This is a genomic window from Corynebacterium sp. S7 (assembly GCF_054401105.1).
Map to the genome: position 1 here is coordinate 220,557 of NZ_CM136760.1, position 25,042 is coordinate 245,598.

Annotated in this window: 29 protein-coding genes; 20 read left to right on the forward strand and 9 right to left on the reverse strand. The window is 58.6% G+C overall.

The window, feature by feature from the left end; genetic code table 11:
* Positions 1-4: 4 nt before the first annotated feature.
* Positions 5-919, reverse strand: a complete 915-nt coding sequence (locus tag ACXZ66_RS01105; RefSeq protein ID WP_458749891.1) for an esterase/lipase family protein — start codon at positions 917-919, stop codon at positions 5-7.
* 108 nt (positions 920-1,027) lie between these two features.
* Here ACXZ66_RS01105 and amn point away from each other — a divergent pair, with 108 nt between their 5' ends.
* The 6 genes from amn to ACXZ66_RS01135 are packed head-to-tail and all read left to right on the forward strand — an operon-like array spanning position 1,028 to position 5,643.
* The gene (gene amn, locus ACXZ66_RS01110) at positions 1,028-2,440 is read left to right on the forward strand and encodes an AMP nucleosidase (protein WP_458749892.1); all 1,413 of its coding nucleotides are present in this window, start codon (positions 1,028-1,030) and stop codon (positions 2,438-2,440) included.
* On the forward strand, positions 2,441-3,373 hold the full coding sequence (locus tag ACXZ66_RS01115) for a Sir2 family NAD-dependent protein deacetylase (protein ID WP_458749893.1): 933 nt from the start codon (positions 2,441-2,443) through the stop codon (positions 3,371-3,373). It begins immediately after the preceding gene.
* 10 nt (positions 3,374-3,383) lie between these two features.
* Positions 3,384-4,016, forward strand: a complete 633-nt coding sequence (locus ACXZ66_RS01120) for a DUF1801 domain-containing protein (protein WP_458749895.1) — start codon at positions 3,384-3,386, stop codon at positions 4,014-4,016.
* On the forward strand, positions 4,010-4,525 hold the full coding sequence (locus ACXZ66_RS01125; protein WP_458749896.1) for a hypothetical protein: 516 nt from the start codon (positions 4,010-4,012) through the stop codon (positions 4,523-4,525). Before ACXZ66_RS01120 ends, ACXZ66_RS01125 begins: the two co-directional genes overlap by 7 nt.
* Positions 4,526-4,547: 22 nt before the next feature.
* The gene (locus ACXZ66_RS01130; RefSeq protein WP_458749897.1) at positions 4,548-5,135 is read left to right on the forward strand and encodes an HAD family hydrolase; all 588 of its coding nucleotides are present in this window, start codon (positions 4,548-4,550) and stop codon (positions 5,133-5,135) included.
* The gene (locus ACXZ66_RS01135; RefSeq protein ID WP_458749899.1) at positions 5,119-5,643 is read left to right on the forward strand and encodes a gamma carbonic anhydrase family protein; all 525 of its coding nucleotides are present in this window, start codon (positions 5,119-5,121) and stop codon (positions 5,641-5,643) included. The genes ACXZ66_RS01130 and ACXZ66_RS01135 overlap by 17 nt, the downstream gene beginning before the upstream one ends.
* On the opposite strand, the gene ACXZ66_RS01140 is transcribed toward ACXZ66_RS01135, so the two are convergent.
* From ACXZ66_RS01140 to ACXZ66_RS01150, 3 genes are all read right to left on the reverse strand, one after another.
* Positions 5,599-6,681 (reverse strand): ROK family protein, encoded by a 1,083-nt coding sequence (locus tag ACXZ66_RS01140; protein ID WP_458749900.1) that lies wholly within the window; start codon positions 6,679-6,681, stop codon positions 5,599-5,601. The two genes, ACXZ66_RS01135 and ACXZ66_RS01140, sit on opposite strands and share 45 nt — an antisense overlap.
* A gap of 63 nt (positions 6,682-6,744) precedes the next feature.
* Positions 6,745-7,998, reverse strand: coding sequence for an MFS transporter (locus ACXZ66_RS01145; protein ID WP_458749901.1), 1,254 nt, complete (start codon positions 7,996-7,998; stop codon positions 6,745-6,747).
* Between the two features lie 11 nt (positions 7,999-8,009).
* On the reverse strand, positions 8,010-8,762 hold the full coding sequence (locus ACXZ66_RS01150; RefSeq protein WP_458751421.1) for an NAD-dependent deacylase: 753 nt from the start codon (positions 8,760-8,762) through the stop codon (positions 8,010-8,012).
* A gap of 173 nt (positions 8,763-8,935) precedes the next feature.
* Here ACXZ66_RS01150 and ACXZ66_RS01155 point away from each other — a divergent pair, with 173 nt between their 5' ends.
* Complete coding sequence (locus tag ACXZ66_RS01155) at positions 8,936-10,636, forward strand: DUF885 domain-containing protein (RefSeq protein ID WP_458749903.1); 1,701 nt, start codon at positions 8,936-8,938, stop codon at positions 10,634-10,636.
* Here ACXZ66_RS01155 and ACXZ66_RS01160 read toward each other — a convergent pair.
* Entirely contained in the window at positions 10,633-11,676 is a 1,044-nt protein-coding gene (locus ACXZ66_RS01160) for an AbrB family transcriptional regulator (RefSeq protein ID WP_458749904.1), read from the reverse strand. The two genes, ACXZ66_RS01155 and ACXZ66_RS01160, sit on opposite strands and share 4 nt — an antisense overlap.
* Between ACXZ66_RS01160 and ACXZ66_RS01165 the strand changes: the two genes are divergently transcribed.
* From ACXZ66_RS01165 to ACXZ66_RS01175, 3 genes are all read left to right on the forward strand, one after another.
* Positions 11,668-12,015, forward strand: a complete 348-nt coding sequence (locus ACXZ66_RS01165; RefSeq protein WP_458749906.1) for a YciI family protein — start codon at positions 11,668-11,670, stop codon at positions 12,013-12,015. The genes ACXZ66_RS01160 and ACXZ66_RS01165 overlap by 9 nt on opposite strands.
* On the forward strand, positions 12,012-12,761 hold the full coding sequence (locus ACXZ66_RS01170) for a TSUP family transporter (RefSeq protein WP_458749907.1): 750 nt from the start codon (positions 12,012-12,014) through the stop codon (positions 12,759-12,761). Before ACXZ66_RS01165 ends, ACXZ66_RS01170 begins: the two co-directional genes overlap by 4 nt.
* Before the next feature lie 98 nt (positions 12,762-12,859).
* Positions 12,860-13,159 carry a hypothetical protein gene (locus ACXZ66_RS01175; RefSeq protein ID WP_458749908.1) on the forward strand — a complete coding sequence of 100 codons (300 nt, stop codon included), beginning with the start codon at positions 12,860-12,862 and terminating at the stop codon, positions 13,157-13,159.
* Here ACXZ66_RS01175 and ACXZ66_RS01180 read toward each other — a convergent pair.
* A complete protein-coding gene (locus ACXZ66_RS01180) occupies positions 13,156-15,426 on the reverse strand; it encodes an ATP-dependent RNA helicase (RefSeq protein ID WP_458749910.1) in 2,271 nt (756 codons plus the stop codon). The genes ACXZ66_RS01175 and ACXZ66_RS01180 overlap by 4 nt on opposite strands.
* A gap of 69 nt (positions 15,427-15,495) precedes the next feature.
* Here ACXZ66_RS01180 and cmtR point away from each other — a divergent pair, with 69 nt between their 5' ends.
* The 4 genes from cmtR (at position 15,496) to ACXZ66_RS01200 (ending at position 18,519) form a co-directional block, all read left to right on the forward strand.
* On the forward strand, positions 15,496-15,855 hold the full coding sequence (gene cmtR, locus ACXZ66_RS01185) for a Cd(II)/Pb(II)-sensing metalloregulatory transcriptional regulator CmtR (RefSeq protein ID WP_458749912.1): 360 nt from the start codon (positions 15,496-15,498) through the stop codon (positions 15,853-15,855).
* Between the two features lie 89 nt (positions 15,856-15,944).
* Complete coding sequence (locus tag ACXZ66_RS01190; protein ID WP_458751423.1) at positions 15,945-17,762, forward strand: heavy metal translocating P-type ATPase; 1,818 nt, start codon at positions 15,945-15,947, stop codon at positions 17,760-17,762.
* 104 nt (positions 17,763-17,866) lie between these two features.
* Entirely contained in the window at positions 17,867-18,208 is a 342-nt protein-coding gene (locus ACXZ66_RS01195; protein WP_458749914.1) for a DMT family transporter, read from the forward strand.
* Positions 18,205-18,519: a DMT family transporter gene (locus tag ACXZ66_RS01200; RefSeq protein WP_458749916.1), complete on the forward strand. Its 315-nt coding sequence runs from the start codon at positions 18,205-18,207 to the stop codon at positions 18,517-18,519. Before ACXZ66_RS01195 ends, ACXZ66_RS01200 begins: the two co-directional genes overlap by 4 nt.
* A gap of 10 nt (positions 18,520-18,529) precedes the next feature.
* On the opposite strand, the gene ACXZ66_RS01205 is transcribed toward ACXZ66_RS01200, so the two are convergent.
* Positions 18,530-18,877: an ArsR/SmtB family transcription factor gene (locus ACXZ66_RS01205; protein WP_458749918.1), complete on the reverse strand. Its 348-nt coding sequence runs from the start codon at positions 18,875-18,877 to the stop codon at positions 18,530-18,532.
* A 102-nt stretch (positions 18,878-18,979) separates the two neighbouring features.
* Here ACXZ66_RS01205 and arsB point away from each other — a divergent pair, with 102 nt between their 5' ends.
* A complete protein-coding gene (arsB, locus tag ACXZ66_RS01210; RefSeq protein WP_458749920.1) occupies positions 18,980-20,080 on the forward strand; it encodes an ACR3 family arsenite efflux transporter in 1,101 nt (366 codons plus the stop codon).
* Positions 20,073-20,489 carry an arsenate-mycothiol transferase ArsC gene (locus tag ACXZ66_RS01215; protein ID WP_458749922.1) on the forward strand — a complete coding sequence of 139 codons (417 nt, stop codon included), beginning with the start codon at positions 20,073-20,075 and terminating at the stop codon, positions 20,487-20,489. The genes arsB and ACXZ66_RS01215 overlap by 8 nt, the downstream gene beginning before the upstream one ends.
* Here ACXZ66_RS01215 and ACXZ66_RS01220 read toward each other — a convergent pair.
* On the reverse strand, positions 20,473-21,726 hold the full coding sequence (locus ACXZ66_RS01220; RefSeq protein WP_458749923.1) for an amidase: 1,254 nt from the start codon (positions 21,724-21,726) through the stop codon (positions 20,473-20,475). The genes ACXZ66_RS01215 and ACXZ66_RS01220 overlap by 17 nt on opposite strands.
* Entirely contained in the window at positions 21,723-22,328 is a 606-nt protein-coding gene (locus ACXZ66_RS01225) for a sugar O-acetyltransferase (protein ID WP_458749925.1), read from the reverse strand. The genes ACXZ66_RS01220 and ACXZ66_RS01225 overlap by 4 nt, the downstream gene beginning before the upstream one ends.
* A 118-nt stretch (positions 22,329-22,446) precedes the next feature.
* On the opposite strand from ACXZ66_RS01225, the gene ACXZ66_RS01230 reads away from it, so the two are divergent.
* The 4 genes from ACXZ66_RS01230 (at position 22,447) to ACXZ66_RS01245 (ending at position 25,040) form a co-directional block, all read left to right on the forward strand.
* Positions 22,447-23,205, forward strand: coding sequence for an SDR family NAD(P)-dependent oxidoreductase (locus ACXZ66_RS01230; protein WP_458749927.1), 759 nt, complete (start codon positions 22,447-22,449; stop codon positions 23,203-23,205).
* A gap of 124 nt (positions 23,206-23,329) precedes the next feature.
* A complete protein-coding gene (locus ACXZ66_RS01235) occupies positions 23,330-24,040 on the forward strand; it encodes an SDR family oxidoreductase (protein ID WP_458749928.1) in 711 nt (236 codons plus the stop codon).
* 28 nt (positions 24,041-24,068) lie between these two features.
* Complete coding sequence (locus ACXZ66_RS01240; protein WP_458749929.1) at positions 24,069-24,719, forward strand: LysE family translocator; 651 nt, start codon at positions 24,069-24,071, stop codon at positions 24,717-24,719.
* A 39-nt stretch (positions 24,720-24,758) separates the two neighbouring features.
* Positions 24,759-25,040, forward strand: a complete 282-nt coding sequence (locus ACXZ66_RS01245) for an RNA-binding S4 domain-containing protein (protein WP_458749930.1) — start codon at positions 24,759-24,761, stop codon at positions 25,038-25,040.
* Positions 25,041-25,042: the final 2 nt, after the last annotated feature.

Consider the following 25,042-nt stretch of genomic DNA (forward strand, 5'->3'; position numbering starts at 1 on the left):
AATTCTACTTAATGCCTCGAAGGGTTGCGCGGACGAGACGGATTGCGTGCTCGCTTTCCGGCATCTCGTCGTGAAGCACTTGTGCCTTTGGTTCTAAGTCCTGGATCCAGATGTTGCGAACCTGGCCCTCGACATTTGAGTTGAGGAAACACGACTCCGGTGGCTGCACGATGGCATCCGAGCGCGTAGCAATACAGGTGTAGGAGACACCTTGTTCTACGTCACCGCCCTCGTTGGTCTTGCGCAAGAAGTCGGAACCGGCGATCTGCTGGAAGGCCGCCGCGCCGAGTGCACGCTCGATGAGTGCGTGCATCGTTTTCTCCGCGGTTTTCGTAGTGACGAGGGGACTAGCGATGCCACCAAAGGTGGTGCCATGGTTTGGCGACGCAAGGCAGATGAGGTGGCGTGTTTTTGGAGCTCCGCCCAGGTGGCGCATCCAATAACGCAGCAGGAGCCCACCTTGAGAATGGCCGACCAAGACGGCCTTTTCAGCTTTCGTATGTGCAAGCACACCGGAGATATAAGCATCGACTTCGGTGGCGGAATCCTCAATTAAGCGGGTTCCGTGATTGCCGAAGTTGAGGGCATAGACTTCCCAGCCGTCCTCGCGAAGATTTTCCGCCAGCGACTGCCAGACGTCGCGGTCCGAGCCGGTGCCGTGCACCAAGATCACTGGGTAGTCCCGCTCACCTCGGCGGTAATCGTCCTCGAAGTAGCGGCGCCCGCGAACCTTGGGCACTAGCGGGAGGTCTTTATCCGATTTCAGGTGAATATTCAGTGAGGACATCGCCTCGGCGACATCGTCGGGGATTTTATCCACGGTGACATTTTTGGCATGCTCGACCAGATTCTCGGGTAGATCTTGGGCATCCACCCGCCAGAACTTGGCTAATTGATCGCGAAATGATGAGGCATCCATTGGGCACGATATTACTGAAAAAGGGTTCGCTCGTGCTCAGCGCTTGTGCTGAATACAGCTCGGCATGCAGCCCGGCACGATCCGGAGAAAATAGCTAGGGTGTGCACTATGGAGCAAGTGGAATCAGTTGACGCAGCAGTTGATGCACTCATTGAGATGTATCAACGTTCGTGTGCGCTGGCCAAAGAAGTCCTCAACAGTCAAGACTACGCTGGATATGCCCAGGTTCTGTACCCGAAAGTCCGCGTTGAGATTAATGAGTGGAAACCCATCGATCGCACCGAGCCCTTCGGCTACGTGGACGAAGCTGGCACCTATTCCGCAGTAGTCTCTCGCCCGGATCTGATGTCGGCGTATCTGCGCAATCAGCTCCACCGCTTAACCAAAAACTATCCTTCGACTATCTACGTTGGCTACTCCGAGACGTCGATCCCGCCGGAGTACATCCGCGGTCTCGGTGATGTTACCGAGGCACGTCGTGCAGGCGTTGGCTCGTCGTCGATACCTCGCCCTACGCTCGACGATGTCCATGACGCGATCATTGACGGTGAGTGGGATGCCTTCCACGGTGAGGAGAAGCCGCTATTTCATTTCGGCCCACAGCGCTTTGATATTGCGTGTGCGCGCATTGAGCATTACACCGGCATCGAAGTAGATACTGTGCAGCGCTACATATTGTTCACGAACTACGCCATGCACACCACTGAGTTTGTCCGCTTCGGGCTCAACGAGATTGCCAATCCAGAATCGCGCTATAGCTCTTTGTTGCTGCCGAACGGGCAGAAAATCACCCGAGCGCAGGCCGAGATTATCGATCTTGACCAGCTTGATCTGGGCTCGCGCAACCAGATGCCCCGCTACGACCTGGTTGCGGAGGATCGCACCGGAATCACCATGATCAATATTGGTGTGGGCCCCTCGAACGCGAAGACCATCACGGATTGTTTGGCGGTGCTGCGACCTGAGGCGTGGATCATGATCGGGCACTGCGCAGGCCTCGATGCCCGCATGCGCATCGGAGACCTGATTCTAGGCAACGCCTACGAGCGCAAGGACCACATCCTCGAGCACCACATCAAGTCGGACCTCCCGGTTCCAGCGGTGCCTGAGATCCAGCGCGCGCTGGAGAAATCGGTGAAAACGATCTACGGAGATGCCTCGTCGCTCATGCGTACCGGCACCGTCTTATCCACCGATGACCGCAACTGGGAGTGGCAGACCCCGCAGGACCTGTGGGAATGGCTGCGCGGTTCCACGGCTGTGGCGGTGGATATGGAATCGTGCACGCTGGCCGCCAACGGGTATCGCTACCGCGTTCCCTACGGCACCCTGCTTGCAGTCAGTGATTTGCCGCTGCACGCGGTGCCGAAGCTGCCAGCAGCAGCACAGGCCTTTTACTCCAACTCGAAGGAAGCCCACGTGATGTGTGCGGTGCGCGCCGTGGAATCGCTGACGGAGAACCCGGAGCGCTTGCGCACTCGTAAGTTGCGTCGCTCGCTGGGTGAAGTACCGTTTCGTTAAATGCAGGAGCAATTTCAAGACCCGCAGATCCAGCGCATTCACAACAGTGCGCTGCGCTCGATTGCGCGGGTCGTCGATGAATCCACTACGCCCACTGACCCTGACCAGGCGAAAGAGCAGATCGCGGAGCAGCTGTCTCACGGCCCGGCCCTCGTGCTCACGGGCGCGGGAATGTCCACCGATTCCGGCGTGCCCGACTATCGCTCGCCCGGCGGTAGGTTGTCCACTGGCCGTCCCATGACCTATCAGGAATTCGCCCACGATCCCGTCGCCTCGCATCGCTATTGGGCGCGCGCATACGTGGGCGTGAAATACATGCGCGAGGTCGATCCGAACCGCTCGCATTATGCGCTCGTCGAGCTGGAGCGCGCCGGGCTGATCAATGGCATCGTTACCCAAAACGTCGATGGCCTGCACAAACGCGCAGGCACCGAGAGCCTAGTCGCGTTGCACGGTGACATGGAGACAGTCACCTGCCTCGATTGCGGTTACATCGAGCAGAGATCGCTTTTCGACGAGCGCCTGGCAGCCGCGAACCCCGGGTACCTAGACGGCCTTGGCGAATATCAGATCAATCCTGATGGTGATGTTGAGCTGCCCGAGGAGAAGGTCGCTCAATTCAATATGGTCAGGTGCATCAATTGTGGTGGGAGCAGATTGAAGCCCGACGTGGTGTACTTCGGTGAGTCGGTGCCACGGCCTCGTCGTCAAGCAACTGCGCAGCTGCTCGAAAGCGCAACCTCACTGCTTGTCGTGGGCTCCTCGCTGGCTGTGATGAGTGGATACCGGATTGCCATCGAGGCAAAGAAACAGGGCAAACCCGTCGGCGTGATCAATGGTGGGCCGGGGCGCTTCGACCCAAAGGCGACTACGGTGTGGCGGACCCGGATCGGGCCTGCTTTTGACGAGCTATTAGACGAGCTGGATCTGTAAGCTTGCCCCCATGACGGCTTTCGAAGACCTCAAAGGCGTGGGCAAGCCCGCATCCCGTGCGCTGACGCAGGCTGGGTACCCGGATTTGGAATCGCTCGATGGTGCGGATTGGTCGGCGGTGCTGGGCCTTCATGGCGTGGGCCAACGCGGACTTGAGCGCGTCCAAGCGGCTTTAGTGGAGCGTGGCATGGGGATGAAGGGCGCACCGGAGCCGAAGGTGCGCAATGATGAATTCACCCGGGGTGCGACGGGCACGAGCGATTCACAGACTGCAATCACGAATGTAGATCCGCGCGACTACATCGACTCCATCGAGGGGCGCCGGAAGGAACACGGCCATATTCTGCTGGATGTTTATGGGCGCGCGACTGGTGCGCAACCTGCGATGTGGGGCCCGACCATGATTGGTTACGGCGAGATGCACTACAAGTATGAGACCGGGCGCGAGGGCGACACGTTCATCGTTGGATTTAGCCCGAGGAAGGCGAAGATTTCGCTTTATGGGATTGATCCCGTTCCTGAGCTGGGGAAATACACCACAGGGGTGTCGTGTACCTATGTGAATAAACCTGAAGACATCGACCTGGAAGTCCTTGAGCACCTCGTTCGCCAGGCGTGGGAGAAGGGGCCAGACGCATGTTAAGCAGCGAGCTAGTAGGAAAGCAGATCCGAGGGTTTGGCACGGAGATTGAAATCGACGATTACACCGGCGCCTTTTCTGGGTACCTGGCACTGACAGGTGCAGATGAAGGTCAGTTTATTTCGGTGGAGTTTCTTGAAACGGAAACCGATTTCGGCCCGGATGGGACCAGCTTTGAACCGGAAATGACGCTAAGTTACGTCGATGACCCGGGAGGGGAGTTCTGGGAGTTAGACGGCGTGATCACTTCCGTGCAGGACGTTGTGGAAACCATTACGGCTTTCGACAATGGTAACGAGGTGTGGCGCTGGGAGCGCACCGCCGGGCTGATTCTTGGACTCGGCGAGAATACCGACAAGGACACCACCTTGAGCTTCCACTGCGCATCTCCGCGTGCCCCCGAAGTGGTAATGCGTCTAAATAAACCTCTCCCACCTGTGGATACGCACGTTTATCAGCAGCATCAGACAAGGAAATATTCTTACGAGAGAACTGTGGCAACGCAGCAGTAGATTTTTTCCTAAGATCGAAATTATGACTGCTCTGTTGTTTGACCTCGATGGCGTGGTGATGCGCCAGCGCACCGAGTCGGATCGGTTGCGCATCGAACGTGCAGCCGGCACCACTGATCCGGAAGCGTTCTGGGATGTCTACGAGGAACTGCGCCCAGCGTATGAAGCGGGTGATGTTTCCGATTATCGGTGGTGGCAGCAAGTTGGCCTGCGCGCCGGGCTGGATGATTTAGATATTGCCGAGGCGATCGTGGCTGATTGGGAATCAGCGACGGTGGCGAACCAGGAGCTGGTCGATGTCCTTGGCAAACTCCGCGAGGCCGACTACACCTGCGGGATCGTGGCCAATGTGACCGAGACAATCGGGGACAAGCTGCGCTCTAAGTACTCCTGGATCGATGAGCTCGATGCAGTGATTTTCTCCTGCGATATCGGCATTACCCAACCCGATCCGCGGGCCTACGAGGTGGCAGTTGATGCCCTTGGCGCGAATATGAAAGACACCATCTTTTTCACCGCCACCCCCGATCATCTCGCCGCGGCGCGCGAAGCAGGTCTGCAGGCACGGCCATATACCTCGATTAAGGACATTCATGATCTACAGCTTTGAGGGCAAAAAACCCACGATCGATCCGACGGCTTATATCGCCCCAGAGGCCACAATCATCGGCGATGTCACCATCGGCCCCGATGCCTCGGTATTTCCTGGTGCCGTCATTCGCGGAGATGTCGGCCCGATCAAAATCGGTGCCAGGACCAATATCCAGGACGGTGCCGTCTTGCACGTAGACACCGGGGGAAAGACAGTGCTTGACGACGATGTCACCGTCGGGCACCTTGCGTTAGTGCATTCCTGCCACGTCGGCGCAGGAACGCTCGTGGGCATGCACTCGTCGATACTCTCGCGTGCCACCGTCGGGGCTGGCTGCATTATCGGTGGCGGGGCCGTGGTGCTTGAAGGCGCCGACATCCCCGCCGGCCACCTGGCTGCGGGAGTCCCCGCGAAGGTGCGCCGCGAAGTTACCAGCGAGGACCAGGCGGGCCTTGTCGAGCACGCCGGACGATATGTGGAGCTAAGTCGCCAGCACCGAGAGGGGCTCGTGGAGGACGTAATCTAGGGCAACAGCTCGGGCAATATCGCGCACCACCTCGCGGTGGGTGGGAATCATCCGCAAGTTTAGTTTCGTGTTCTCCGGCAGGCTCGCACGGACTTGGCGGGCAAATAAACCGGGGGCTTGGGGGTCGTCGAGAAACGCGGAACCAGCCACCACAAATGTCGACGGTGAGTGGCTCCGAATCAGTTCGGCCGCCACACTGCCCAGCTCTGTGGCGCGTCGATCCAAGCAGCCGCGGGAGGCAGGGTAGTTCTCGCCGAGCTCGACTGCATCTTTGAGGGTGTGCAGGTCCGGATTGTTGATGCCAGCGAGAAGACCGTCCGTGGTGAGGTCAGGGCGGTCGATGTTGATCGATGTGACCCCGTCTTGGCCCGAGACTGCAGCACCGATGGAGTCGTCGGCAAAAAGTGACATGATGCCCGAGGGGTTCACCGACTCGCTGGATTGAATTTCCGAGCCAATAATGCCTGGCACGATCCCCGAGACTGTCACTGGGACTGAAAATTGCTCTCGGAGCTGGGCTGCAATGTTGACGTTTTTCCACCCCAGGTTGGAGGCATTGACTACGCCGTCGCGAGAGACGGTGCCCGAGGTGGTCACTCCCACACTCGATATCGGGCGATCCATACCCGCGGTGAGGCGATTGAGCCCGGCCATAATGTGCTGGACGAAATCATCCGGGGTCAGCGCTGCCACAGGTGTAGAAATATCCGTGTCGCGCAGGGTGTGGCCCTTGATATCGAATAATGCGATATACGTAGAAGTGGTACCAACGGCAATACCGGCGTGGATGCTGTGTGTTTCTGCGATCTCGAGTGGAATCGTCGGGCGCCCGCGACCCTGTGAGCGGGTGAGGTCATTGCGCTCTACAGCGTATCCGGCCTTGATGAGCGCGGACATCGCGCGGGTAATGGTGGGTTGGGAAAGACCGGTCGCCTCAACGAGTTCGCTACGCGAGGTCACCGGATTGAGCCGGATGAGATGCAAGCACTTGGCCACTGGCGTACGCAGCCGAGAAAACGGTGGGTGGGACGAGGACATGTGAAGATAATACGATGGAACTAGACAATCCTGTCTTTATTACCCCCGGTGTTTCTAGACTGCTTATTCTGGTTTTGGTTTGGAATAGTTCCAGAATTTGGGGACAGCCAGCATAGATAGCACCGTGCCAACGATGACAAGAACCCCGCCGATGAGGGTGGTTAGTCCTGCCCCCATGAACTCGCCAGCCCATCCATGAGCCAGATCTGCAATGCGCGGACCGCCCACGACGATGATGATGTACACGCCCTGGATTCTGCCCTGCATCTCTGCGGTGGCCGACTGTTGCAGGATCGCATTACGCAGGCTCGCCGAGAACATGTCAGCTGCACCGCCAATGACCAGCATTGCAACCACGAGCCACGCCCAAATACTTAGAGTCGGTGGGCTGACCATGGTAAACAGGCCAGCCAGCGCGACTGCTCCGCCCCATACCGCAACGCAGATAGCTACCGCCTTGCCCTGCTTGGCAACGCGAGAGACCCAGCCAGAAAACACACCACCGATCACCGCGCCCACGGCGATAGAGGAGTACAAAAGCGACAACATCAGTGGCGAGCCACCGAAGTTCACCTCAGCCATCTCTGGATACAGTGCTCGTGGCATGCCGAACACCATGGCGATGGCATCGAGAAGCATCGCGATGAGGAGCACTGGTTGCGCCCACAGATATGTCAGCCCACTTGCGATAGAGCGCAGGCCCGGGGATTCAACCTTTCCTGCCGGGGGTAGTGAAGGCAGGGCCAGCACTGCCCCGAGGGTGGGAATTAAGAATGCGACATCGAGGAAATAGACCCACGAAAATCCGGTAAAGGGAATCAGGGCACCGGCAACGAGTGGGCCAATCACGGCTCCTGCCTGCATCACCAGCATGTTCAGGCTTGCACCGGCGGCGAGCTGATCAATGGGCAGAATTGAGCGGAAGGTTGCCGTCCTCGTTGGCTGGTTGATGGCAAAAAATGCTTGCTGGAGGGCGAAAATGCTGAGCAGCAACCAAACATTAGTGTTTCCCAGCATCGAGACAACGAAAAACGCACCGGAACTAATAATCATGCCGAGTGTAGAGACGATGAGCACCGCGCGCTTATCAAAGGCATCGGCAATAGCACCGCCGTAGAGCCCGAACAAGACGAGAGGGACAAGGCCGAAAAGCCCGGTCAAGCCGACGTATCCCGACGATCCCGTGAGGGAATAGATCTGGGCCGGCACAGCCACGACCGTCATCTGGGCGCCGAGCTGGGTCAAAATATTGGCGACCCAGAGCTTTCGGTATGCCGGAACTTTGAGCGGTCTCGTATCCGCAAACATCTCACGCATGAGGTGAAATGTTAGGCGACGAGCTCGGGCAACACCTCAGCGGCCGTGCCTTGCAGGACAATCGATGCCATCGGACTGAGATCGGTGCGCTGAGGAGTCACTTCGATAATCGGGGTGCCAGCCTCATAAGCAATTACGGGTAGACCCGCTGCCGGATATACAACGCCGGAGGTTCCAACGATGATCACAAGGTCTGCCTCGCGCATCCGTGCCTCTGCCACGTCCCATTCTTTGTGCGGAAGTCCCTCGCCGAACCACACCACCCCTGGGCGCACCAGATTCTTACACAACGGGCAGGTCGGCGGTGTCATCCGAGCAACGGGCTCGGTGGGAAAGTCAATCTTCCCCTTCCACGGTCGAGAACAAATGGAACAGCGAAAATCGAACAGAGAGCCGTGGAGGTGAATAACGTTGGTGGATCCCGAGCGCTCATGCAGGTTGTCAATGTTCTGCGTAGTCACGGTAACGTCTGCGCGCTGTGCTAATTCAGCGATCGCATCGTGGCCAGCATTGGGGGCCGCGCGACTTACAAGCTCAGCGCGCCAGAGATACCAGGCCCACATCGGTTCTGGGTCGCGTGCCCACGCATCAATGGAGGCCATCGCCTGGGGGTCCACGTTTTCCCATACACCGGTGTGCGCGTCTCGGTAGGTGGCAATGCCTGAATCGGCAGACATACCGGCACCTGTAAAGACCTCGATTTTTCCCGCCATCTTTCCGCCGCGAGCAGTGACTTGGGAAACAAGATCGTGAGCTTGGAGCATTCCGTCGACCATGCTTATTAGGATAGGTGCTTTGTGTGCCCCTTTTCATTACAACATTGACGTGCCCTCGGAGGAATTTGAAGACTCCTCTGACCTGCTAGAACAATTTTCCACCTGGGTAAATCCTTGAATCAAGTGGGCAGAAGCATAAGAATTGATTAGACTTCCTAGCCATGACTTCATCGTCAACACCGTTTTCTTCTGACCGCGATTCCCAGGAACCTATCAAACGTCAAACGTCGCTGCTAGACGCGACATGTGAGAACTTTGTCTACGACATGGCAGAGCACACGCCGACCTTGGCAACCGAACTAGGAATTGTTGGATACGACGGAGACCTGCAGGATTTCTCACCTGAGTATTGGGAAACCGTGGCGGAGCGCATCCGCGACCTCATGGCCGATGTGGATGCCCTCAATGACGGCACCGATGATTCTGACGACGAGGATGATTTCGACGACGTCGACCATGTCACTGCAGCAATTCTGCGAGACCGCATGGGATTGGAACTAGACCTGTTGCACCAGGGAGAGTTCCAAGCACAGCTCAACAACATTTCGTCTCCCGTTCAGACAATCCGGGACACGTTCTCGCTCATGGCATCGGATACCCCTGAGCAGCGCGAGGCAATCGAATCTCGCCTGTCGAAGGTGGCGCAATCCCTGCAGGGCTACCGCGAGTCGCTTGCAGATGCAGCGAGCCAAGGCCATGTCGCAGCGCACCGCCAGATCGATGCCGTGATTGATCAGTGCGAAAACTTGGCCGACGAAGGCAGTCTCCTCGAGTCGCTAGGAGTTGATCCCGAATCGGCAGCCGTTGAGTCAGCCAAAAGCGCCTTCGGCGACATGGCAGATTGGCTCTCCACCGAGCTCAACCCTTTGGGGTCAATGGAGGAAGCTTTTGGGCGTGAGCGCTACGAGCTGCTCTCTGAGTATTTCGTTGGCTTCCAGGTGGACCTCGATGAAGCCTACGAGTGGGGCCTTGACCAGCTCCACCGGATCGTCAGCAAGCAAAAGCAGCTGTCGCGAACGCTCTTCGGCGACGATTGCCCCGTGCGCGTGGCCTACCGCCGCCTGAATGAGGACCCACGCTACACCCTCAACGGCACCGACGAGCTGCAGAATTGGATGTACAAGGTCTCGCGCCGTGCGATCGAAGATCTTGACGGAACGCATTTCACCATTCCTGACGAAATCAAAGTGCTCGAGTGCAAGATCGATGCTGCAGGCTCGGGAGGTATTTTCTACACCCCGCCGGCCGACGATTTCTCTCGCCCCGGCACGATGTGGTGGTCGGTGCCGAGGGGCCAGACCAAGTTCCACAAGTGGCAGGAACTCTCTACCGTGTTCCATGAGGGAGTGCCGGGACACCACCTGCAACTAGGCATCACGCTGACCGAGAAGGATAATCTCAACCTGTGGCGCCGGACCATGAACTGGCATTCCGGCCACGGCGAGGGCTGGGCACTCTACGCCGAGCAGCTTATGGAAGAATTCGGCTACATGCGCGATCCTGGCATGCAGATGGGCCTGCTGGATTCGCAGCGCCTGCGCGCCGCCCGCGTTGTGCTCGACATCGGTGTGCACTTGGGCAAGAAGGTCCCCGAAGGCTCTGGTGTGTGGGACGCTTCCTACGCTAAGTCCTTCCTGCGCGACAACACCGCGATGGACGAGGCCAACCTCTCCTTCGAGCTCGACCGTTACATGGGCTGGGCAGGTCAGGCACCGTCGTACGCTTTGGGTCAGAGGGCATGGACATCGCTTCGCGACGAGGCGCTTGCCGAAGGCCAAACGCTTACGGAATTCCACGACAAAGCGTTGCGCTTGGGCTCGATGCCGATGGACTTGCTGCGCCGTGAGGTCTTGAACGACTAAAGTTTTTTCAAGATTTTCGGGAGCCATCCGGCCATCAGCAAGATGGAGATCAACCGGATCAGCTGGATGGCCACCACTGCCGGTCCAGCACCGCCCTCTGCCGAGAGCGCGAGAACCGTCTCTAGGGCGCCGGGACTCGTCGCTAAGTATGCTTCAAAATAGGAAATGTCGAGCCACTGCGAAACAACCCAGCCCATGGCTGCGCAGGCCGCCATGACAACTGCGATGAAGATGAGCGTGGCGGGTAGCAGTTTGCCGAAGCGCTTAAGCGCCGGGACTGAGAGCGTGCCGCCGCAGACCCAGCCGATGGCGAGGAAGGAAATAATCGACAGTGGTTCGGGCACGACGACGCCGCCGTCGATGAATTGGGACACGAGCACAGTCAGCAGCAGGGGTCCGAACACACTGGGCACGGGAAGCCGAATGAGCTTGGCCAGTGGACTGCCCACGACTGCGATGGCGATGACTACCAACCACATCCACCACGGCACGCTGGAAAGCGGCGCGATGGTGGTTTCGCCGGGCCTGTCAAGAAACGATGCGACAAGCGGCAGCGTCATCGATACGGCGAGCAGGCGCAGGTATTGGGTAAGAGCGACGTAACGGGCATCGGCACCGAGCTCTTGGGCGATTGCCGGCATGATGGAGGCGCCTCCCGAGAGCATGGAGAGGATGCCGGTCTCGCGGGAGACACCATATCTAGATAAGAGGATCCCGCCGCCGAATCCGATGCCGACGGTGACTGCAGCCACGGCAAGCCCAGCGGGGAGGTAGCTCACTAGCTGCATCACAGGAACGCCGACAAGGGGCACGGCTGCTAGCACGCCGATGATGCCGCGCCCGAAGGCGTAGAACTCTTTATTGATCACAAGTTCTCGGCCGGTGCCCAGCGCCATAGCGCCTGAGGCGATGATCGCGGCGAGGATCCACGCTGCAGGAACATGCAAGGCGGAGAATGCAAAACCGAGCCCGAGGGACGTTGCGATAACAATTATCCACCTGAACACGTTACTTACACTACCGTTAGTGACATGAGCCATTACCTTTTGAGCATTTATCATGATCCAGGCGTGCACGCAGCTGGCACTGCCTACCAGTCCGAAGAGGAGATGCAGAACGCATTTTCCAAGGTAGAGAAGTTTAATGAACAGATTATCGCTGACGGGCAGTTCGTCTACGCCTGTGGGCTAACACCTCCAGAATCTGCACGCCGTGTGGGCACGGATGGCAGCGTCCTTCCTGGGCCAGCCTCGCCAGGGGATCGCCAGTTGGGCGGATTTTGGGTCATTGATGTCGCCGACGACGAAACCGCACTTGCTGTTGCAGAACGCGGTGCCGCCGCATGCGGGCAGCAAGTGGAAGTCCGGTCTATGCAGTGATAGTTCTTCTCCTGGCCGCGGCAGCCGTCGCCGGTTGGGTCGATGCAGTCATTGGGGGCGGAGGGCTCATTTTGATTCCCGTCCTCATGGCTTCTACTGGCCTGCCCGTGGCGAGCGTGCTGGCCACGAACAAGGTGGCCGCCGTCTTTGGCACGGCCTCTGCCGCATTTACGCTCGTGCGCAAGGTTGGCGTGCCCCGCAGGGTGTGGGGATATGCCGTCGTGGCGGCCCTGTGCTCTGGGCTGGGAGCCCTGGCCGTATCGCTTATTAGCGACGAGGTCGTGCGCCCCTTCATTATCGTGCTGCTCATCGCGGTGGGGATTTTTGTCGCCTTCAAACCAAACTTCGGGCAAAGCGACGCACAAGTCGAAGTAACCCGCGCACGAGTGTTGCTGGGTCTCTTGCTCGTCGCTGCAGTTGGTTTTTATGACGGAGTCTTTGGCCCCGGCACCGGAATGTTTCTGATCATGGGTTTCACCGCGATCTTTTCGCAGAATTTTCTCCGCTCAGCCGCGATGTCCAAGGTGGTCAACACTGCCACAAACCTGGGCGCCTTGGCCGTCTTTATCGCAGGTGGGCATGTGGAATGGGGATTGGCGCTGGCCCTTGCCGTAGCCAACGTGGTTGGCGCGCAATTAGGTGCGCGCACAGTCCTTGGAGGTGGCACAAAACTGGTCAGGTACGCCATGCTGACGCTGGTTGTCGTGCTCACGATATACCTGAGCATCCAAGAGTTCAGTGGTTAGCAATACGTAGAGTTCGCTGCCGAAGCGAGCGAAACCTACAGTCTTTTCACACGCCGATTATCAGGCACCGAGCAGATCACTTCTTTAACATTGAGAACATGCAATATCCAGAAGGCGTTATTGAAATCCGCCTTGACCACAATGCCGACAACGAAATCGATGAAGAATATGCCTTGCGATTCATCGATGCCTCGCTAGAATTTGCTCGTCGCTATCCGGCGCAAAAGATTCATATCGTCGGCACTACAGAGTCGATGCCGAAACTCGCACTCGCGCTGAGCATGCAAGACGAAATCGTCGACAATGTTCAATTGGTCGAACACGGCCATGAGTGTTCGGACCACCGCATCGTCTTGTCGGCGGACTACCTGATGGAAGGTGCGCTAGTCGTCGTCTAGCCGCGGTTCTTTGTCCGTGCCGTGGCGCGGGCACTCCAGGGGTCCTCGGGCCAGGGGTGTTTCGGGTAGCGCCCGCGCATTTCCTTGCGAACCTCCTGGTACGGGCCATCCCAAAAACTCGCCAGGTCATCGGTGACGGCAAGCTCACGTCCCGCGGGCGAGAGCAGATGGAATAACACACGCTGGCCCACCACTTCTGGCGAACTCGCCAGCCCAAAACACTCCTGCAACTTGACCCGCACAATAGGCCTGCCCGTGGAGTAATCGATGCGTGGGTGCGAGCCACTGGGCACATCGAGGCGCTCCGGCACGAGCTCGCCGAGCTTGGCTGCCTCTGGCCAGGGAAGTTGGCGCTGCAACGCCGGATACACATCGATCTTTCCAATCGGGTTGCCCTTGGCCACCTCCATGAGCTCTGGTGTGTAATCTCCCTGGGAGACATCCGGGCAGGGCGCGCCGACGCGTTCGTGCAGGTAATCTAGCCGATCCTTCAAGCCCTGGGATTTCTCCGACAGCGTGAAGGCCTCGAGCCCCACGCCACGCAGCGCCTCGGCGGCCTCGGTGGGGGAGAGCTTGACCGGGGTGGAACTGAGCTCAATTGCCCCGATTGCCTTCACCCTGCGCCCACGCACCTTCCCGTCGACTAGGCTCGCCCGAGTTTCTTCTGTGATCATGTGCTCGGGTGCGCCACCCAGTGCCGCCGCAGAGCGGATGATCGCTCCGCGCGCGGTGAGCTGCACCTCGGCCGCCGCGATCCACTCCGGCGCACCCATCTCCACGCCGAGGGTGGCGCGGGTGCCCGCTGCCAGCAAATATTCGGAGCCCACACGCTTGCCCACCCAACCAGGGTAGGCGGCAGCGACCACGTCGCCAGCGGGCACCGGAGCTGACTTATCGACGAGTCGAGCCAGCCTGGACACCTGCTGCTTCGGAGCGCGCAGCCGCGCAAGATCACCACTGAGGCCCTCGGCTAGTACTGCTACTGTTTCTGCTGCACCCGAACCGTATTCCACGAGTGCGTTGCCCAAGCGAGGATCCAGCGGCAGCTGCGCGAGGTGAGCGCCGCGGTCGGTGACGTGGCCGGATTCGTTGACGGCCCCGAGCTCGCGCAGGGTTGCTTCGGCATCATCGAGCGCTGATTCGGGCGGGGTGCTGAGCAGTGGGAGCCCCTCGCCACGGGGCGTGCCCCAGGCAGAAAGGGTTAGCGCCGCATCGGTCAGGTCCGAGGTGGCAATCTCCGGGGTAATTTCGGCAGAAAAGTGCTGGTAGTCGTCCTGAGAGTAGGCCCGAAGTACTTCACCTGGGCCGAGTCGGCCCGCACGCCCGGCGCGCTGATCGGCACTTGAACGGGCCGTGGAGACAGTAACCAGGCCGGTCATCCCGCGGGCTGCATCGCGCCGGGGTACGCGTGAGAGCCCCGCATCGACGACGCGGTGCACACCGGGCACAGTGATTGAGGATTCCGCAATTGTTGTAGAAACCACCACCTCGGCGTTTCCGTTCAGCGCTTCGTCTTGTTCCTTACTGCTCAGTCGGCCGTGAAGGGGAGCTGCGTGAATTTGCTGGGCGGTCAGGCCGGCGCACACGAGCTCCACCTCGCGCGCACCGGGGACGAATACAAGGGTGCGCTGGCTGGTGTCACGCGCGGCAAGATCGGCGACATGCGCGTAGAACTCGCGGGTGCCACGGACCCGACCCTCATGCGGGTGATAGGAAATATCCAGCGGATGAGTGACAGCATCGGTGGAAAGAATCTGCGCACCCATGTGCTCGGCGAGGCCGCGCGCATCGAGGGTGGCGGACATGGCGGCTAGGTAGAGGTCGTCGCGAAGCGCTGCGACTTCCATGACCATGGCTAGTACGAGATCGGTATCGAGTTGGCGTTCGTGGACCTCGTCGATAATCACGGCACCAACACCGGTCAGTTCTGGGTCGCGCAGCAGCCGGTTGAGCAGGACTCCCGGGGTGACGAACTCGACGCGGGAGCCTGCGAAGTGTTCTCCGCGGATGGAATATCCGACGCGGTCGCCCAAGGGGGAATCGTCGAGAAGCGAAAGTCTGCGTGCCGCCGCGCGGACGGCGACGCGACGTGGTGCCGTGACCAAGGTCTTGCCTGCAATATTGCTGATGGCGGGCGGCAGGAGGGTGGTTTTGCCTGTTCCTGGGGGTGCTTCGACGACGAGTGGGCCAGTGGGCGGCAGCTGGTCGATCACATTGGCAACGGGGAGGCCGGCGCCGATACGGGTGAGGTCGAATGGGGCGGGCATAGGTGTCAAGGGTAGTGGAGTGGGCGACAAAAGACGCCAATTGTTCACTGTCTGCTGTATGGTCAGTGTGTGCTGACTATTACTTCGAAGCTTGACGTGATGAATCGTCTCGGTCGTGCGATGGCCGATCCGACTCGCTCGCGCATTTTGATGACCTTGTTGGATGGGCCCAGTTATCCGGCTGAATTGTCCCGAGATTTGGGCCTGACCAGGTCGAATGTGTCGAATCACCTGACGTGTCTGCGCGACTGTGGGATTGTGGTGGCGGAGCCGGAGGGGCGAAAGACTCGTTACGAAATCGCGGATCCACACCTGACCGCCGCGTTGAATTCCCTGCTTGAGGTCACCCTTGCGGTTGACGCGGATGCGCCATGCATCGATGCGTCGTGCGAGGTGCCAGGTTGTGAAAGCGCGGGGGCAGCGAAATGACCGAAGTATTGAAACCTCAGGTTGAGGGCGACGACCTCGACGATGACGATGATGACGACGACGGCCCGTGGTGGAAAGACCGTGAGGTCATGCCGGCAGTTTTGTCTGGTGTGGCGCTGGTTATAGGCCTGATCTTAGAGTGGACTGGTTTTGAAACCCCAGCTCAGATCCTGTTTTGGGCCTCGCTGCTGCTGGGTGCCTCCACCTTCACACCCGGTGCGATTCGGAATCTGTTTAAGGGCAAGCTGGGCATTAGCCTGCTCATGACAATCAGTGCGGTCGGCGCCGTAATTTTGGGCTACGTGGAAGAGGCCGCAGCGCTGGCGTTTTTGTACTCGATTGTTGAAGCACTCGAGGACAAAGCGATGGACCGGGCGCGCGGCGGGTTGCGCTCGCTACTGAAGTTGGTGCCGGAGACGGCGACGATTAGCCGTGGCGGTGTGCGTGAGGAGATCCCGGCGAAGGATCTGGAAGTCGGCCAGCTGATGCTGGTCGCGCCGGGCGAGCGGATTGCTACCGACGGAATTGTCCGCTCGGGCCGGAGTTCTTTGGATACCTCTGCAATCACCGGCGAATCCATCCCGGTGGAGGTTGTTCCTGGCGATGAAGTCTCGGCCGGTGCGATTAATAGTTCGGGTGTGCTCGAAGTGGAAGCCACTGCGGCTGGCACGGACAACTCGTTGACCACCATCGTTGAGCTTGTCGAACAAGCCCAAAACGAAAAGGGCGAGCGTGCGCGCATTGCCGACCGGATTGCCAAGCCACTTGTTCCCGGTGTGCTCGTCCTTGCCGTGTTAGTGGCAGTGATTGGTTCGATATTGGGCGATCCAGAAGTGTGGATCACCCGTTCGCTCGTGGTACTCGTTGCAGCCTCGCCGTGTGCGCTTGCCATCTCCGTTCCGCTGACTGTTGTGGCTGGTATCGGCGCCGCAAGTAAGTTCGGGGTGGTGATCAAATCAGGCGCAGCATTCGAGCGCCTCGGCACAATTAAACACGTCGCAGTAGACAAGACGGGAACTCTGACCCGCAACGAGCCAACGATAACCGCAGTTGTGAGCGACGACGGGGTTGAGGAACGCCAGGTGCTGGAATGGGCCGCGGCCCTCGAGCACAGCAGCTCGCACCCGCTGGCCACCGCGATTACCAACGCGGCACCCGAGGTGACTGCCGGTTCTGATATTTCCGAGCAAGCTGGCCACGGCATCGAGGGCACCGTCGATGGTGCACGCATCACCGTGGGCAACCCGCGCTGGATCGACGCAGGCGCGCTTTCCGGCCGGGTGACGGAGCTAGAGAACCAAGGGATGACGGTGGTCGTCGTGAAGCGAGGCGACGACGTAGTCGGAGCTATCGGTGTGCGCGACGAGCTTCGCGACGAAGCCCCGCAGGCCGTAGCGGACCTGGCAGCGCAAGGCACTGGTGTAACCATGCTGACCGGCGATAACGCGCGCACCGCCGCGGCCCTGGCGAAGCAGGCGGGAATCAGCGATGTGCGCTCCGAGCTGCGCCCCGAGGATAAGGCGAGTGCTGTCGCTGAGTTGTCGCAGCAGGCTCCTGTGGCGATGATCGGTGACGGGATTAATGACGCTCCGGCTCTAGCGAGTGCCGATGTGGGCATTGCAATGGGCGTCTCTGGTTCGGATGCGGCGATGGAGTCCGCGGACGTGGTGTTCACCGGCAGCGACCTGCGCCTGATCCCGCGCGCTCTGGAGCATGCGCGACGTGGCGGGCGGATTATCAACCAGAATATTGCGCTGTCGCTACTGATCATTGCGGTGCTGATGCCACTGGCGATCACGGGCGTACTGGGGCTTGCGGCAGTGGTGCTGGTGCACGAAGTGGCCGAGATTTTCGTGATTCTCAACGCGTTGCGTGCCGCCCGGGTTTCGAGCTCTGTCTCTCTCTAACCTTGGCCTCCGCGCCCTGACCGTGCCCTGACTTTGCGGGGTGCGGGTGCTAGAGTCTCCTCTGGATTCTTGCGGGTTCTTGCGGTTTGAGAAGGAGATCTGGGATGAAAAAGTGGCTCCTTTTGGGCGGTGCGATCGCCTCGGAGGTCACCGCGACGCTGTCATTGCGAGCCAGCGTGGACCAACCCGCGTGGATTGTCGTGGTGGTGATTGGCTACCTGCTGGCCTTCGGATTTTTGGGGCTGACACTGCGTGAGGGCATGAGCGTGGGCGTGGCTTATGGCATTTGGGGAGCATGTGGCGTGGCCGCGATCGCGCTGCTGGCCATGGTCCTCTTCGGAGAAATGCTGAGCACTGGTGCGCTTTTGGGCATCATCTTCATCATTATCGGCGTTGTCTTGGTCGAATCCGGATCCTCTGAGAACACTCAGGAGGCCCGCTCATGAGCTGGATTTGGCTCCTATTATCCATTGCTGCTGAGGTTACGGGTACTTTATCCATGCGCGCCAGCGATGGGTTTCGAAAGAAGAAGTGGCTCATTCCGATGACGCTGGCCTATGTTGTGGCCTTCTTTTTCCTTGGGCTGACGCTGAACACGGGAATGCCCGTCGGTGTGGCCTACGGGCTGTGGACCGCTATCGGTCTTGTGGCCATCTCGGTGCTGGCCAAGCTGATCTGGAATGAGCCATTGACTCGCCGCATGCTCGTGGGCATGGGATTCATTGGGGTCGGCGTGCTGCTGGTCGAACTGTCCTGATCGGAGTGTTCTAATCCATCTGCAACACGGTGCGAAGCTCTGCAAACATTTCGGGGAGAATGCGGTGGGTGACGGTACGGCCTTCCTTCTTTTTCTCGATGAGGCCGACATCGGTGAGCTTCTTCAAGTGATGTGACACCGTGGGCTGGCTCAATCCCGAAAGCTCCGTGAGCTCATTAACCGTCATTGGCCCACAGTTTTTCTTCGTGAGCTGTGAGAGCAGGCGCAGCCGGGCGGGATCCGAGAGGACCTTGAACAGCAGTGCGTAGCGCTCGGCCTCGTCTTCGGTCAGCGGGCCAGCTCCGAGGGAGCAACAATCGTTCAAGTCAGTCAGGGGAAGGATTGTAGGGGTGGACATACCCCCACTATAGATTGACACTCATCAATGCGAAACCTAGCTTTAATATCGATATGTATCAATATTATTCGGTATTTTTTCGGTATGAAGTGAAAGGGTGCAATGAGTACTCGAATGTCATTCCTTGACCGGTACCTGCCGGTCTGGATTCTTGTGGCCATGGCTGCGGGTCTGATGATTAGCCAAGCGTTCCCCAAGATCGGCGATGCACTCGGTGCGATGGAGGTCGGGGGGATTTCCATTCCGATTGCCATCGGCCTGCTGGTCATGATGTATCCGCCTTTGGCGAAAGTGCGCTACGACAAAGCAGTAAAAATCGCGGCAGATAAGCGCCTCATGCTGGTTTCTCTCGTACTGAACTGGATCGTCGGCCCGCTATTGATGTTTGCACTAGCGTGGATTTTCCTGCCCGATCAGCCCGAGCTGCGGACGGGACTGATCATCGTCGGCCTTGCTCGCTGCATCGCCATGGTGCTCGTCTGGTCGGACCTCTCATGCGGTGACCGTGAAGCCACCGCCGTTCTCGTGGCAATCAACTCGGTGTTCCAAGTCCTCATGTTTGGCGTGCTCGGCTGGTTCTACCTGCAGGTCCTGCCCGGCTGGTTGGGTTTGGAAACGGCCTCAGCCGATTTCTCTTTTTGGGCGATCATGAAGTCGGTTCTTGTATTCCTGGGCATTCCGCTAGTAGCTGGCGCACTGACCCGCATTATTGGCGAAAAAGCCAAAGGGCGCCAGTGGTACGAGGAGAAGTTCATTCCGAAGATTTCCCCATTGGCTCTCATCGGTTTGCTGTACACAATTGTGCTGCTATTCGCCCTGCAAGGCGATCAAGTCCTTGAGAATCCGTGGGCAGTTGTTCGCGTCGCCGTACCGTTGGTCTTGTACTTCGTGATCATGTTCGGCATCGCCCTGTTCGCTTCGCGGAGCTCGGGAATGAACTACGCGCAGTCCGCGTCGGTTTCCTTCACAGCCGCCGGAAACAATTTCGAGCTGGCAATCGCCGTGGCAATTGGTACATTCGGAGCTACGTCGGGCCAAGCTCTCGCTGGCACGATCGGTCCACTTGTTGAAGTGCCGGTACTCGTAGCACTCGTCTACGTCATGCGCTGGCTTGGCCCGAAGCTATTCCCAAGCGATTCGACCCTTCCACCCCAACAATCCCAAGCAAAAACCACACTTCCCAAGGAGAACTCCCATGTCTGAATCTACAAAACCGCAGGTCTTGTTTGTTTGTGTCAGTAACGGCGGAAAGTCCCAGATGGCCGCGGCCCTGGCCGAAAAGCACGCCGGCGACACGCTTGATATCCATTCGGCTGGCACAAAGCCGGGTACGAAGTTGAACGCTCAATCCGTGGAGGCGATCGCCGAGGTCGGTGCCGACATGTCCCAGGGCACCCCGAAGGGCGTCGACCCGGAGCTGCTGCGCACCGCCGATCGCGTGGTCATCTTGGGCAAGGACGCACAGCTAGAAATGCCCGCAGACGCCCACGGCACCCTTGAGCGCTGGGAAACCGACGAGCCCTCCGAGCGCGGCATCGAAGGCATGGAGCGGATGCGGCTTGTGCGCGATGACATCGACGCACGCGTGAAGCAGCTTATCGACGAGTTGTAGTTCCTAGCTCCCAGGTAATAGACGAAAGCTGCTGAGCCAACCCGAGAATCGTATGGCCATCGGCCCTGATCGCTCCCAGCTGGATACTTACTGGCCCTTTTTCCGCTCCAAGATCCAGTGGCACGGAAATCGCTGCACCTCCACTCATATTGAAAATGGAACCCCACGGAGTCCAGCGGGTTTGAGCAAGGAAATCGTTCTCAGGGCCGAGTTTTGCAAACGATCCAATTTCTGGGGGCTCATGGGAAAGCATCGGAGTAAGCAATACGTCCACCGGCCAGGCAGCTTGGAGTTCCTGGGCGGAGCCCTCGAGCCTGGCGATATCCTCTTTTGGTGGCGTGCGGTGGGAGTGGTTGCGAAACCACTGCACGATCTCGCTTGCAGGTACGTCGTCGTGGGGGACTTTCGCGCTAAACACTCGCTGGAAACTCCCAAATAGCCCGGCAGCATCAAGCGCCGAGCGCTCAACTTCTACGACATCGTGACCTGCTGCGGCAAGGGTGTTCGCTGCGAGTTCTGTGGCTCGAAGCGCTGGCGTATCCACGTCGGATCGCATCATATTTTCGGCCAAGAGGGGAGAAGTGAGCACGCCGATGCGCAGTGGCCGAGGCGGCTTAAGTTGCTGAATATTGTGGGCAAAAAGAGTGTCCGCCAAGGTTCTGGTCAGCACTCCTTGGGCGCTCAGCATTCCACCCACAGCGTGATGGGAAGGTTTGAATCCAATCAATCCACACGCAGCCGCGGGAATACGAAGCGAGCCTCCACCATCAGAACCGTGCGCGATATCGACGAGCCCCTGTGCAACCGCCACCGCAGCACCACCAGAAGAACCTCCAGGCGTACGCGCCTGCCCTGGCCACAATGGGTTATGCGGTGCGGGAAGACCAACCGGTTCGGTATAACCGGTCATCCCTAGCTCGGACGTGGCCGTTTTACCTGGAATGATCGCGCCTTCTGCAAGTAGCTTTGAAACCAATTCCGCAGATGAGGTGGCTCGGCGGCGCAAGTGAATCGAGCCATAGGTGGAGGGCATTCCAGCCACATCGGCCAGGTCCTTGATCGGGATGATTCGGCCGTGCCAGCGCCCGCGCTGTTGCGGTGGAAGCGAGTCCAAATGCGTTGCACGTTTCATCGACGTGCCGAAATCAACGTGGCTGAAGCCGTGTTCCTCCGGCGAAAGCCCAGAAATCTTGTGAATAAACGCTTTCACATTGTGCGTGGCACTTGTCGAACTCAATATTCTCCAGGCTCCAATTCATCACGTTCCAACGCGTCGCCAGGCTGGTTCAATGTGCGGGTGACTTTGCCTGGAACGCCCATGACTAGGGAGTCGTCGGGAATGTCCTTCGTGACCACGGCCCCTGCTGCAATTACGCAGCGATGGCCAATTGTGACACCGGGCATCACCATTGCGCCTGCGCCGAACCAGCAATCGTCGCCAATTGCGATAGGGCGAGCACGCTCCCACCCCTTGACGCGCATCTCCACGTCATTTACCGGGTGCTCCGCGGTGATCAGCTGGCAGCCGGGGCCAAAGAGTGTGTTGTTGCCCACTGTTATCGGAGCGACGTCGACGATGATGCAATTGAAATTCATGAAACACCCGGTGCCGAAGGTGGTGTTGATGCCGTATTCGAGATGAAGGGGAGCAAAGGTTTCCGGAATGCCTGACCCAGGTGCCAGCGCCTCCGCGAGAATTGCTTCGCCTTGGGCCATATCGGTGTTGGCAAGGTCGTTGAATCGCTTCATAATGGACCGGTTTTTCTCGTGCTGTTGCACGATCTCCGGTCCTCCCGCAATGTACCACGAGCCACTTTTCATTCTGTTAAAATCGTGCATGTCACCAATCCTACAGATCCTACCTTTTTATTAGTGTGACCTGCATTAATGAAAATACTTTAAATTTCTACTATGGTTGGTGATGTAACAACAAACTGTTTATTTTAGAGGAGTTAACATGGGTAAATTTGACGGAAAAGTAGCTCTCGTTACCGGCGGTGGCTCGGGTATCGGCGAGGCTATTGCCAAGGAGCTCGCAGACGGCGGCGCGAAGATCATTGTTGCCGACCTTAACCTTGAGGGCGCACAGCGCGTCGCTGACGAGATTAAGCAGGCTGGCGGCGAAGCAACCGCATTCGAGATGGACACGTCCTCCAAGGAAGACAACAAGGCAGCGGTTGACTTTGCTGTTTCGACCTACGGTTCCCTCGAGTTGGCAGTCAACAACGCTGGCATCGGCGGCAAGAACGCGCCAATCGCCGAGCTTGACCTGGACAACTGGGACAAGGTCATCGACATCAACCTCAACGGCGTGCTCTACGGCAACCACTACCAGATCGCGCAGTTCCTGAAGCAGGACAATACCGACAAGACCGCGATCGTGAACATGTCCTCCATCCACGGCGTGACCTCTGTCTGGGGCAATGCGGCGTACGCTGCGGCAAAGCACGGCGTGATCGGCCTGACCAAGAACGCTGGCGTCGAGTACGCATCCCAGGGCATTCGCGTCAACGCGGTTGGTCCTGCTTACATTGAAACCCCACTGCTTGAGAATATGTCGAAGGAGGCCTACGACGGCCTCGTCGCAAAGCACCCAATCGGTCGCCTTGGCCAGCCGGAAGAGGTAGCAAAGCTCACCGCGTTCCTGCTCAGCGAGGACGCATCCTTCATCACCGGTTCCTACCACCTTGTTGATGGTGGTTACACCGCTCCATAAGCGCTGGATTGTTAGCGCCGGTCAGCGTCAGGTTGATCGGCGCTTTCGCATTTTCGCTTCACGACGAGGCGCTAAGGTCTAGAACTCATTGCAGGAGTACAAGTGATCTGGCACACTCGTTTCTATGGCAAACAAAGTAGCAGTAGTAACAGGTGGTTCCGCGGGTATCGGCGAGGCAACCGCACGCGCACTGGCCGGCGACGGCTGGACGGTGTACGTGGCGGCTCGTCGTAAAGATCGCGTGGAACAGATCGCGAACGAGATCGGCGGTGTCGCCGTTGAATTAGACGTAACCAGCCAGGAGTCTGTGGACGCTCTGGTGGCAAAGCTCGATCGCGTGGATCTGTTGGTGAACAACGCCGGTGGCGCGCGAGGTGCTGACCCACTCCGCGACGCAAACGAAGACGATTGGCGCTGGATGTACGAGGTCAATGTTCTCGGCCTAGTCAGAATAACTAAGGCTTTGTACCCGCTGCTGCTGGAATCCGAAGGCCAGATTATCAACGTTGGTTCCGTGGCTGGATTCCGTGCTTATGCAGGCGGAGCAGGTTACAACGCCGCAAAGTTCGGCGTGACCGCGCTGACCCGTGCGATGCGCTTGGAGGAAGAAAACAACCCGATCCGCATCTGCGAGATCGCGCCGGGCCGTGTGAAGACAGACTTTGCCAAGAACCGCTTCAAGGGCGACGAAGAAAAGGCCGACGAAGTTTACGCCGACAAGCTCAACCTCAGCGCAGACGATATTGCCGAGGCAGTGCGCTGGGTTTCCTCGCTGCCTAAGCATATGAACATTGACACGATGAATATCATGCCGCGAGATCAGGCGCGGGTGTAATTAAGGCGGTAAGGGTACCCTCTTCTCCATGACCCTTGCCTCATTCGCTGCACTGATCGGTGTGTGGCTAGCCGCCATCATGAGTCCTGGCCCCGACGTATTTCAGATTATGCGCGTCGGGGCTCGCTCGCGTCGCAATGGAATTTTGTGCGCATTGGGCATCGTCTTTGGTAACACGTTGTGGCTGATTGCTTCGCTGGTCGGTTTGTCGGCGTTGATTCAAGCAGTGCCAGAGATCCTGGCAGTATTGCAATTGGCTGGCGGTTCCTACCTGATCTACATGGGCTTTGGCGCAACTCGAAGCGGAATAGCTGCGCGAAGGGCACCTGCGACTACAACTTTACGGGGCCCGGAAATGACGGGTGGGCAAGCGTTTTGGCTGGGTGTGCGCACGAATCTGGCGAACCCCAAAGCGGTGCTGTTCTACGGGGCGGTGTTTGCCCAGTTTGTGCGCCCCGAGATGGGGGTGCAGTGGATGTTTATTATTGCTGCCACCCTCATCCTGATTGCGCTGGCGTGGTTTACCCTTTTTGCTGTGTTTATCCGCGCCATTGCGAAGCCACTGGAAAAGTACGGCTTCATTGTTGATATTGTTGCTGGCTTTATCTTTATCGTGCTGGGTGTGTGGATGATCGCGGAGGGCGGTATTGGTCTGTTTGGGGCGGTGGCATCGATCTGACTCTTCGGTTGGGTAAGTGCTCAAGTAGGCTGAAGCACTATGGACGTAGCTATCCACGGAGATTCCATCAAGTTGGGCCAGTTTCTTAAACTCGCCAACCTCGCCGACACCGGCGGACATGCTAAAGAGCTCATTGCCACAGGCCAAGTTCACGTCAACGGCGAAGAGGTAACGCAGCGCGGCCTCGTTTTGCGCGACGGCGACGAAGTGCGCGTTGGCGGAGTGAGCGCCACTGTGATTGCGAACTCCGAGGACACGGACTATTTCGACGAGCGCACCGCCGACGATGATTTTGACCCAGAAAAGTGGAGGAACCTCTAGCC

Excerpts from the sequence above, each read along its gene's own strand:
- ACXZ66_RS01145 (WP_458749901.1), bottom strand. The coding sequence starts at position 7,998 with ATGCGTGAGATGTTTGCGGATACGAGACCGCTCAAAGTTCCGGCATAC.
- ACXZ66_RS01160 (WP_458749904.1), bottom strand. The coding sequence starts at position 11,676 with ATGGCTCATGTCACTAACGGTAGTGTAAGTAACGTGTTCAGGTGGATA.
- ACXZ66_RS01155 (WP_458749903.1), top strand. The coding sequence starts at position 8,936 with ATGACTTCATCGTCAACACCGTTTTCTTCTGACCGCGATTCCCAGGAA.
- ACXZ66_RS01140 (WP_458749900.1), bottom strand. The coding sequence starts at position 6,681 with ATGTCCTCGTCCCACCCACCGTTTTCTCGGCTGCGTACGCCAGTGGCC.
- ACXZ66_RS01215 (WP_458749922.1), top strand. The coding sequence starts at position 20,073 with ATGTCTGAATCTACAAAACCGCAGGTCTTGTTTGTTTGTGTCAGTAAC.
- ACXZ66_RS01165 (WP_458749906.1), top strand. The coding sequence starts at position 11,668 with ATGAGCCATTACCTTTTGAGCATTTATCATGATCCAGGCGTGCACGCA.
- arsB (WP_458749920.1), top strand. The coding sequence starts at position 18,980 with ATGAGTACTCGAATGTCATTCCTTGACCGGTACCTGCCGGTCTGGATT.
- ACXZ66_RS01120 (WP_458749895.1), top strand. The coding sequence starts at position 3,384 with ATGACGGCTTTCGAAGACCTCAAAGGCGTGGGCAAGCCCGCATCCCGT.
- ACXZ66_RS01180 (WP_458749910.1), bottom strand. The coding sequence starts at position 15,426 with ATGCCCGCCCCATTCGACCTCACCCGTATCGGCGCCGGCCTCCCCGTT.
- ACXZ66_RS01195 (WP_458749914.1), top strand. The coding sequence starts at position 17,867 with ATGAAAAAGTGGCTCCTTTTGGGCGGTGCGATCGCCTCGGAGGTCACC.
- ACXZ66_RS01105 (WP_458749891.1), bottom strand. The coding sequence starts at position 919 with ATGGATGCCTCATCATTTCGCGATCAATTAGCCAAGTTCTGGCGGGTG.
- ACXZ66_RS01230 (WP_458749927.1), top strand. The coding sequence starts at position 22,447 with ATGGGTAAATTTGACGGAAAAGTAGCTCTCGTTACCGGCGGTGGCTCG.
- amn (WP_458749892.1), top strand. The coding sequence starts at position 1,028 with ATGGAGCAAGTGGAATCAGTTGACGCAGCAGTTGATGCACTCATTGAG.
- ACXZ66_RS01175 (WP_458749908.1), top strand. The coding sequence starts at position 12,860 with ATGCAATATCCAGAAGGCGTTATTGAAATCCGCCTTGACCACAATGCC.
- ACXZ66_RS01235 (WP_458749928.1), top strand. The coding sequence starts at position 23,330 with ATGGCAAACAAAGTAGCAGTAGTAACAGGTGGTTCCGCGGGTATCGGC.
- ACXZ66_RS01130 (WP_458749897.1), top strand. The coding sequence starts at position 4,548 with ATGACTGCTCTGTTGTTTGACCTCGATGGCGTGGTGATGCGCCAGCGC.
- ACXZ66_RS01150 (WP_458751421.1), bottom strand. The coding sequence starts at position 8,762 with ATGCTCCAAGCTCACGATCTTGTTTCCCAAGTCACTGCTCGCGGCGGA.
- ACXZ66_RS01190 (WP_458751423.1), top strand. The coding sequence starts at position 15,945 with ATGCCGGCAGTTTTGTCTGGTGTGGCGCTGGTTATAGGCCTGATCTTA.
- ACXZ66_RS01125 (WP_458749896.1), top strand. The coding sequence starts at position 4,010 with ATGTTAAGCAGCGAGCTAGTAGGAAAGCAGATCCGAGGGTTTGGCACG.
- ACXZ66_RS01115 (WP_458749893.1), top strand. The coding sequence starts at position 2,441 with ATGCAGGAGCAATTTCAAGACCCGCAGATCCAGCGCATTCACAACAGT.
- ACXZ66_RS01200 (WP_458749916.1), top strand. The coding sequence starts at position 18,205 with ATGAGCTGGATTTGGCTCCTATTATCCATTGCTGCTGAGGTTACGGGT.
- ACXZ66_RS01135 (WP_458749899.1), top strand. The coding sequence starts at position 5,119 with ATGATCTACAGCTTTGAGGGCAAAAAACCCACGATCGATCCGACGGCT.
- ACXZ66_RS01240 (WP_458749929.1), top strand. The coding sequence starts at position 24,069 with ATGACCCTTGCCTCATTCGCTGCACTGATCGGTGTGTGGCTAGCCGCC.
- ACXZ66_RS01245 (WP_458749930.1), top strand. The coding sequence starts at position 24,759 with ATGGACGTAGCTATCCACGGAGATTCCATCAAGTTGGGCCAGTTTCTT.
- ACXZ66_RS01205 (WP_458749918.1), bottom strand. The coding sequence starts at position 18,877 with ATGTCCACCCCTACAATCCTTCCCCTGACTGACTTGAACGATTGTTGC.
- ACXZ66_RS01225 (WP_458749925.1), bottom strand. The coding sequence starts at position 22,328 with ATGCACGATTTTAACAGAATGAAAAGTGGCTCGTGGTACATTGCGGGA.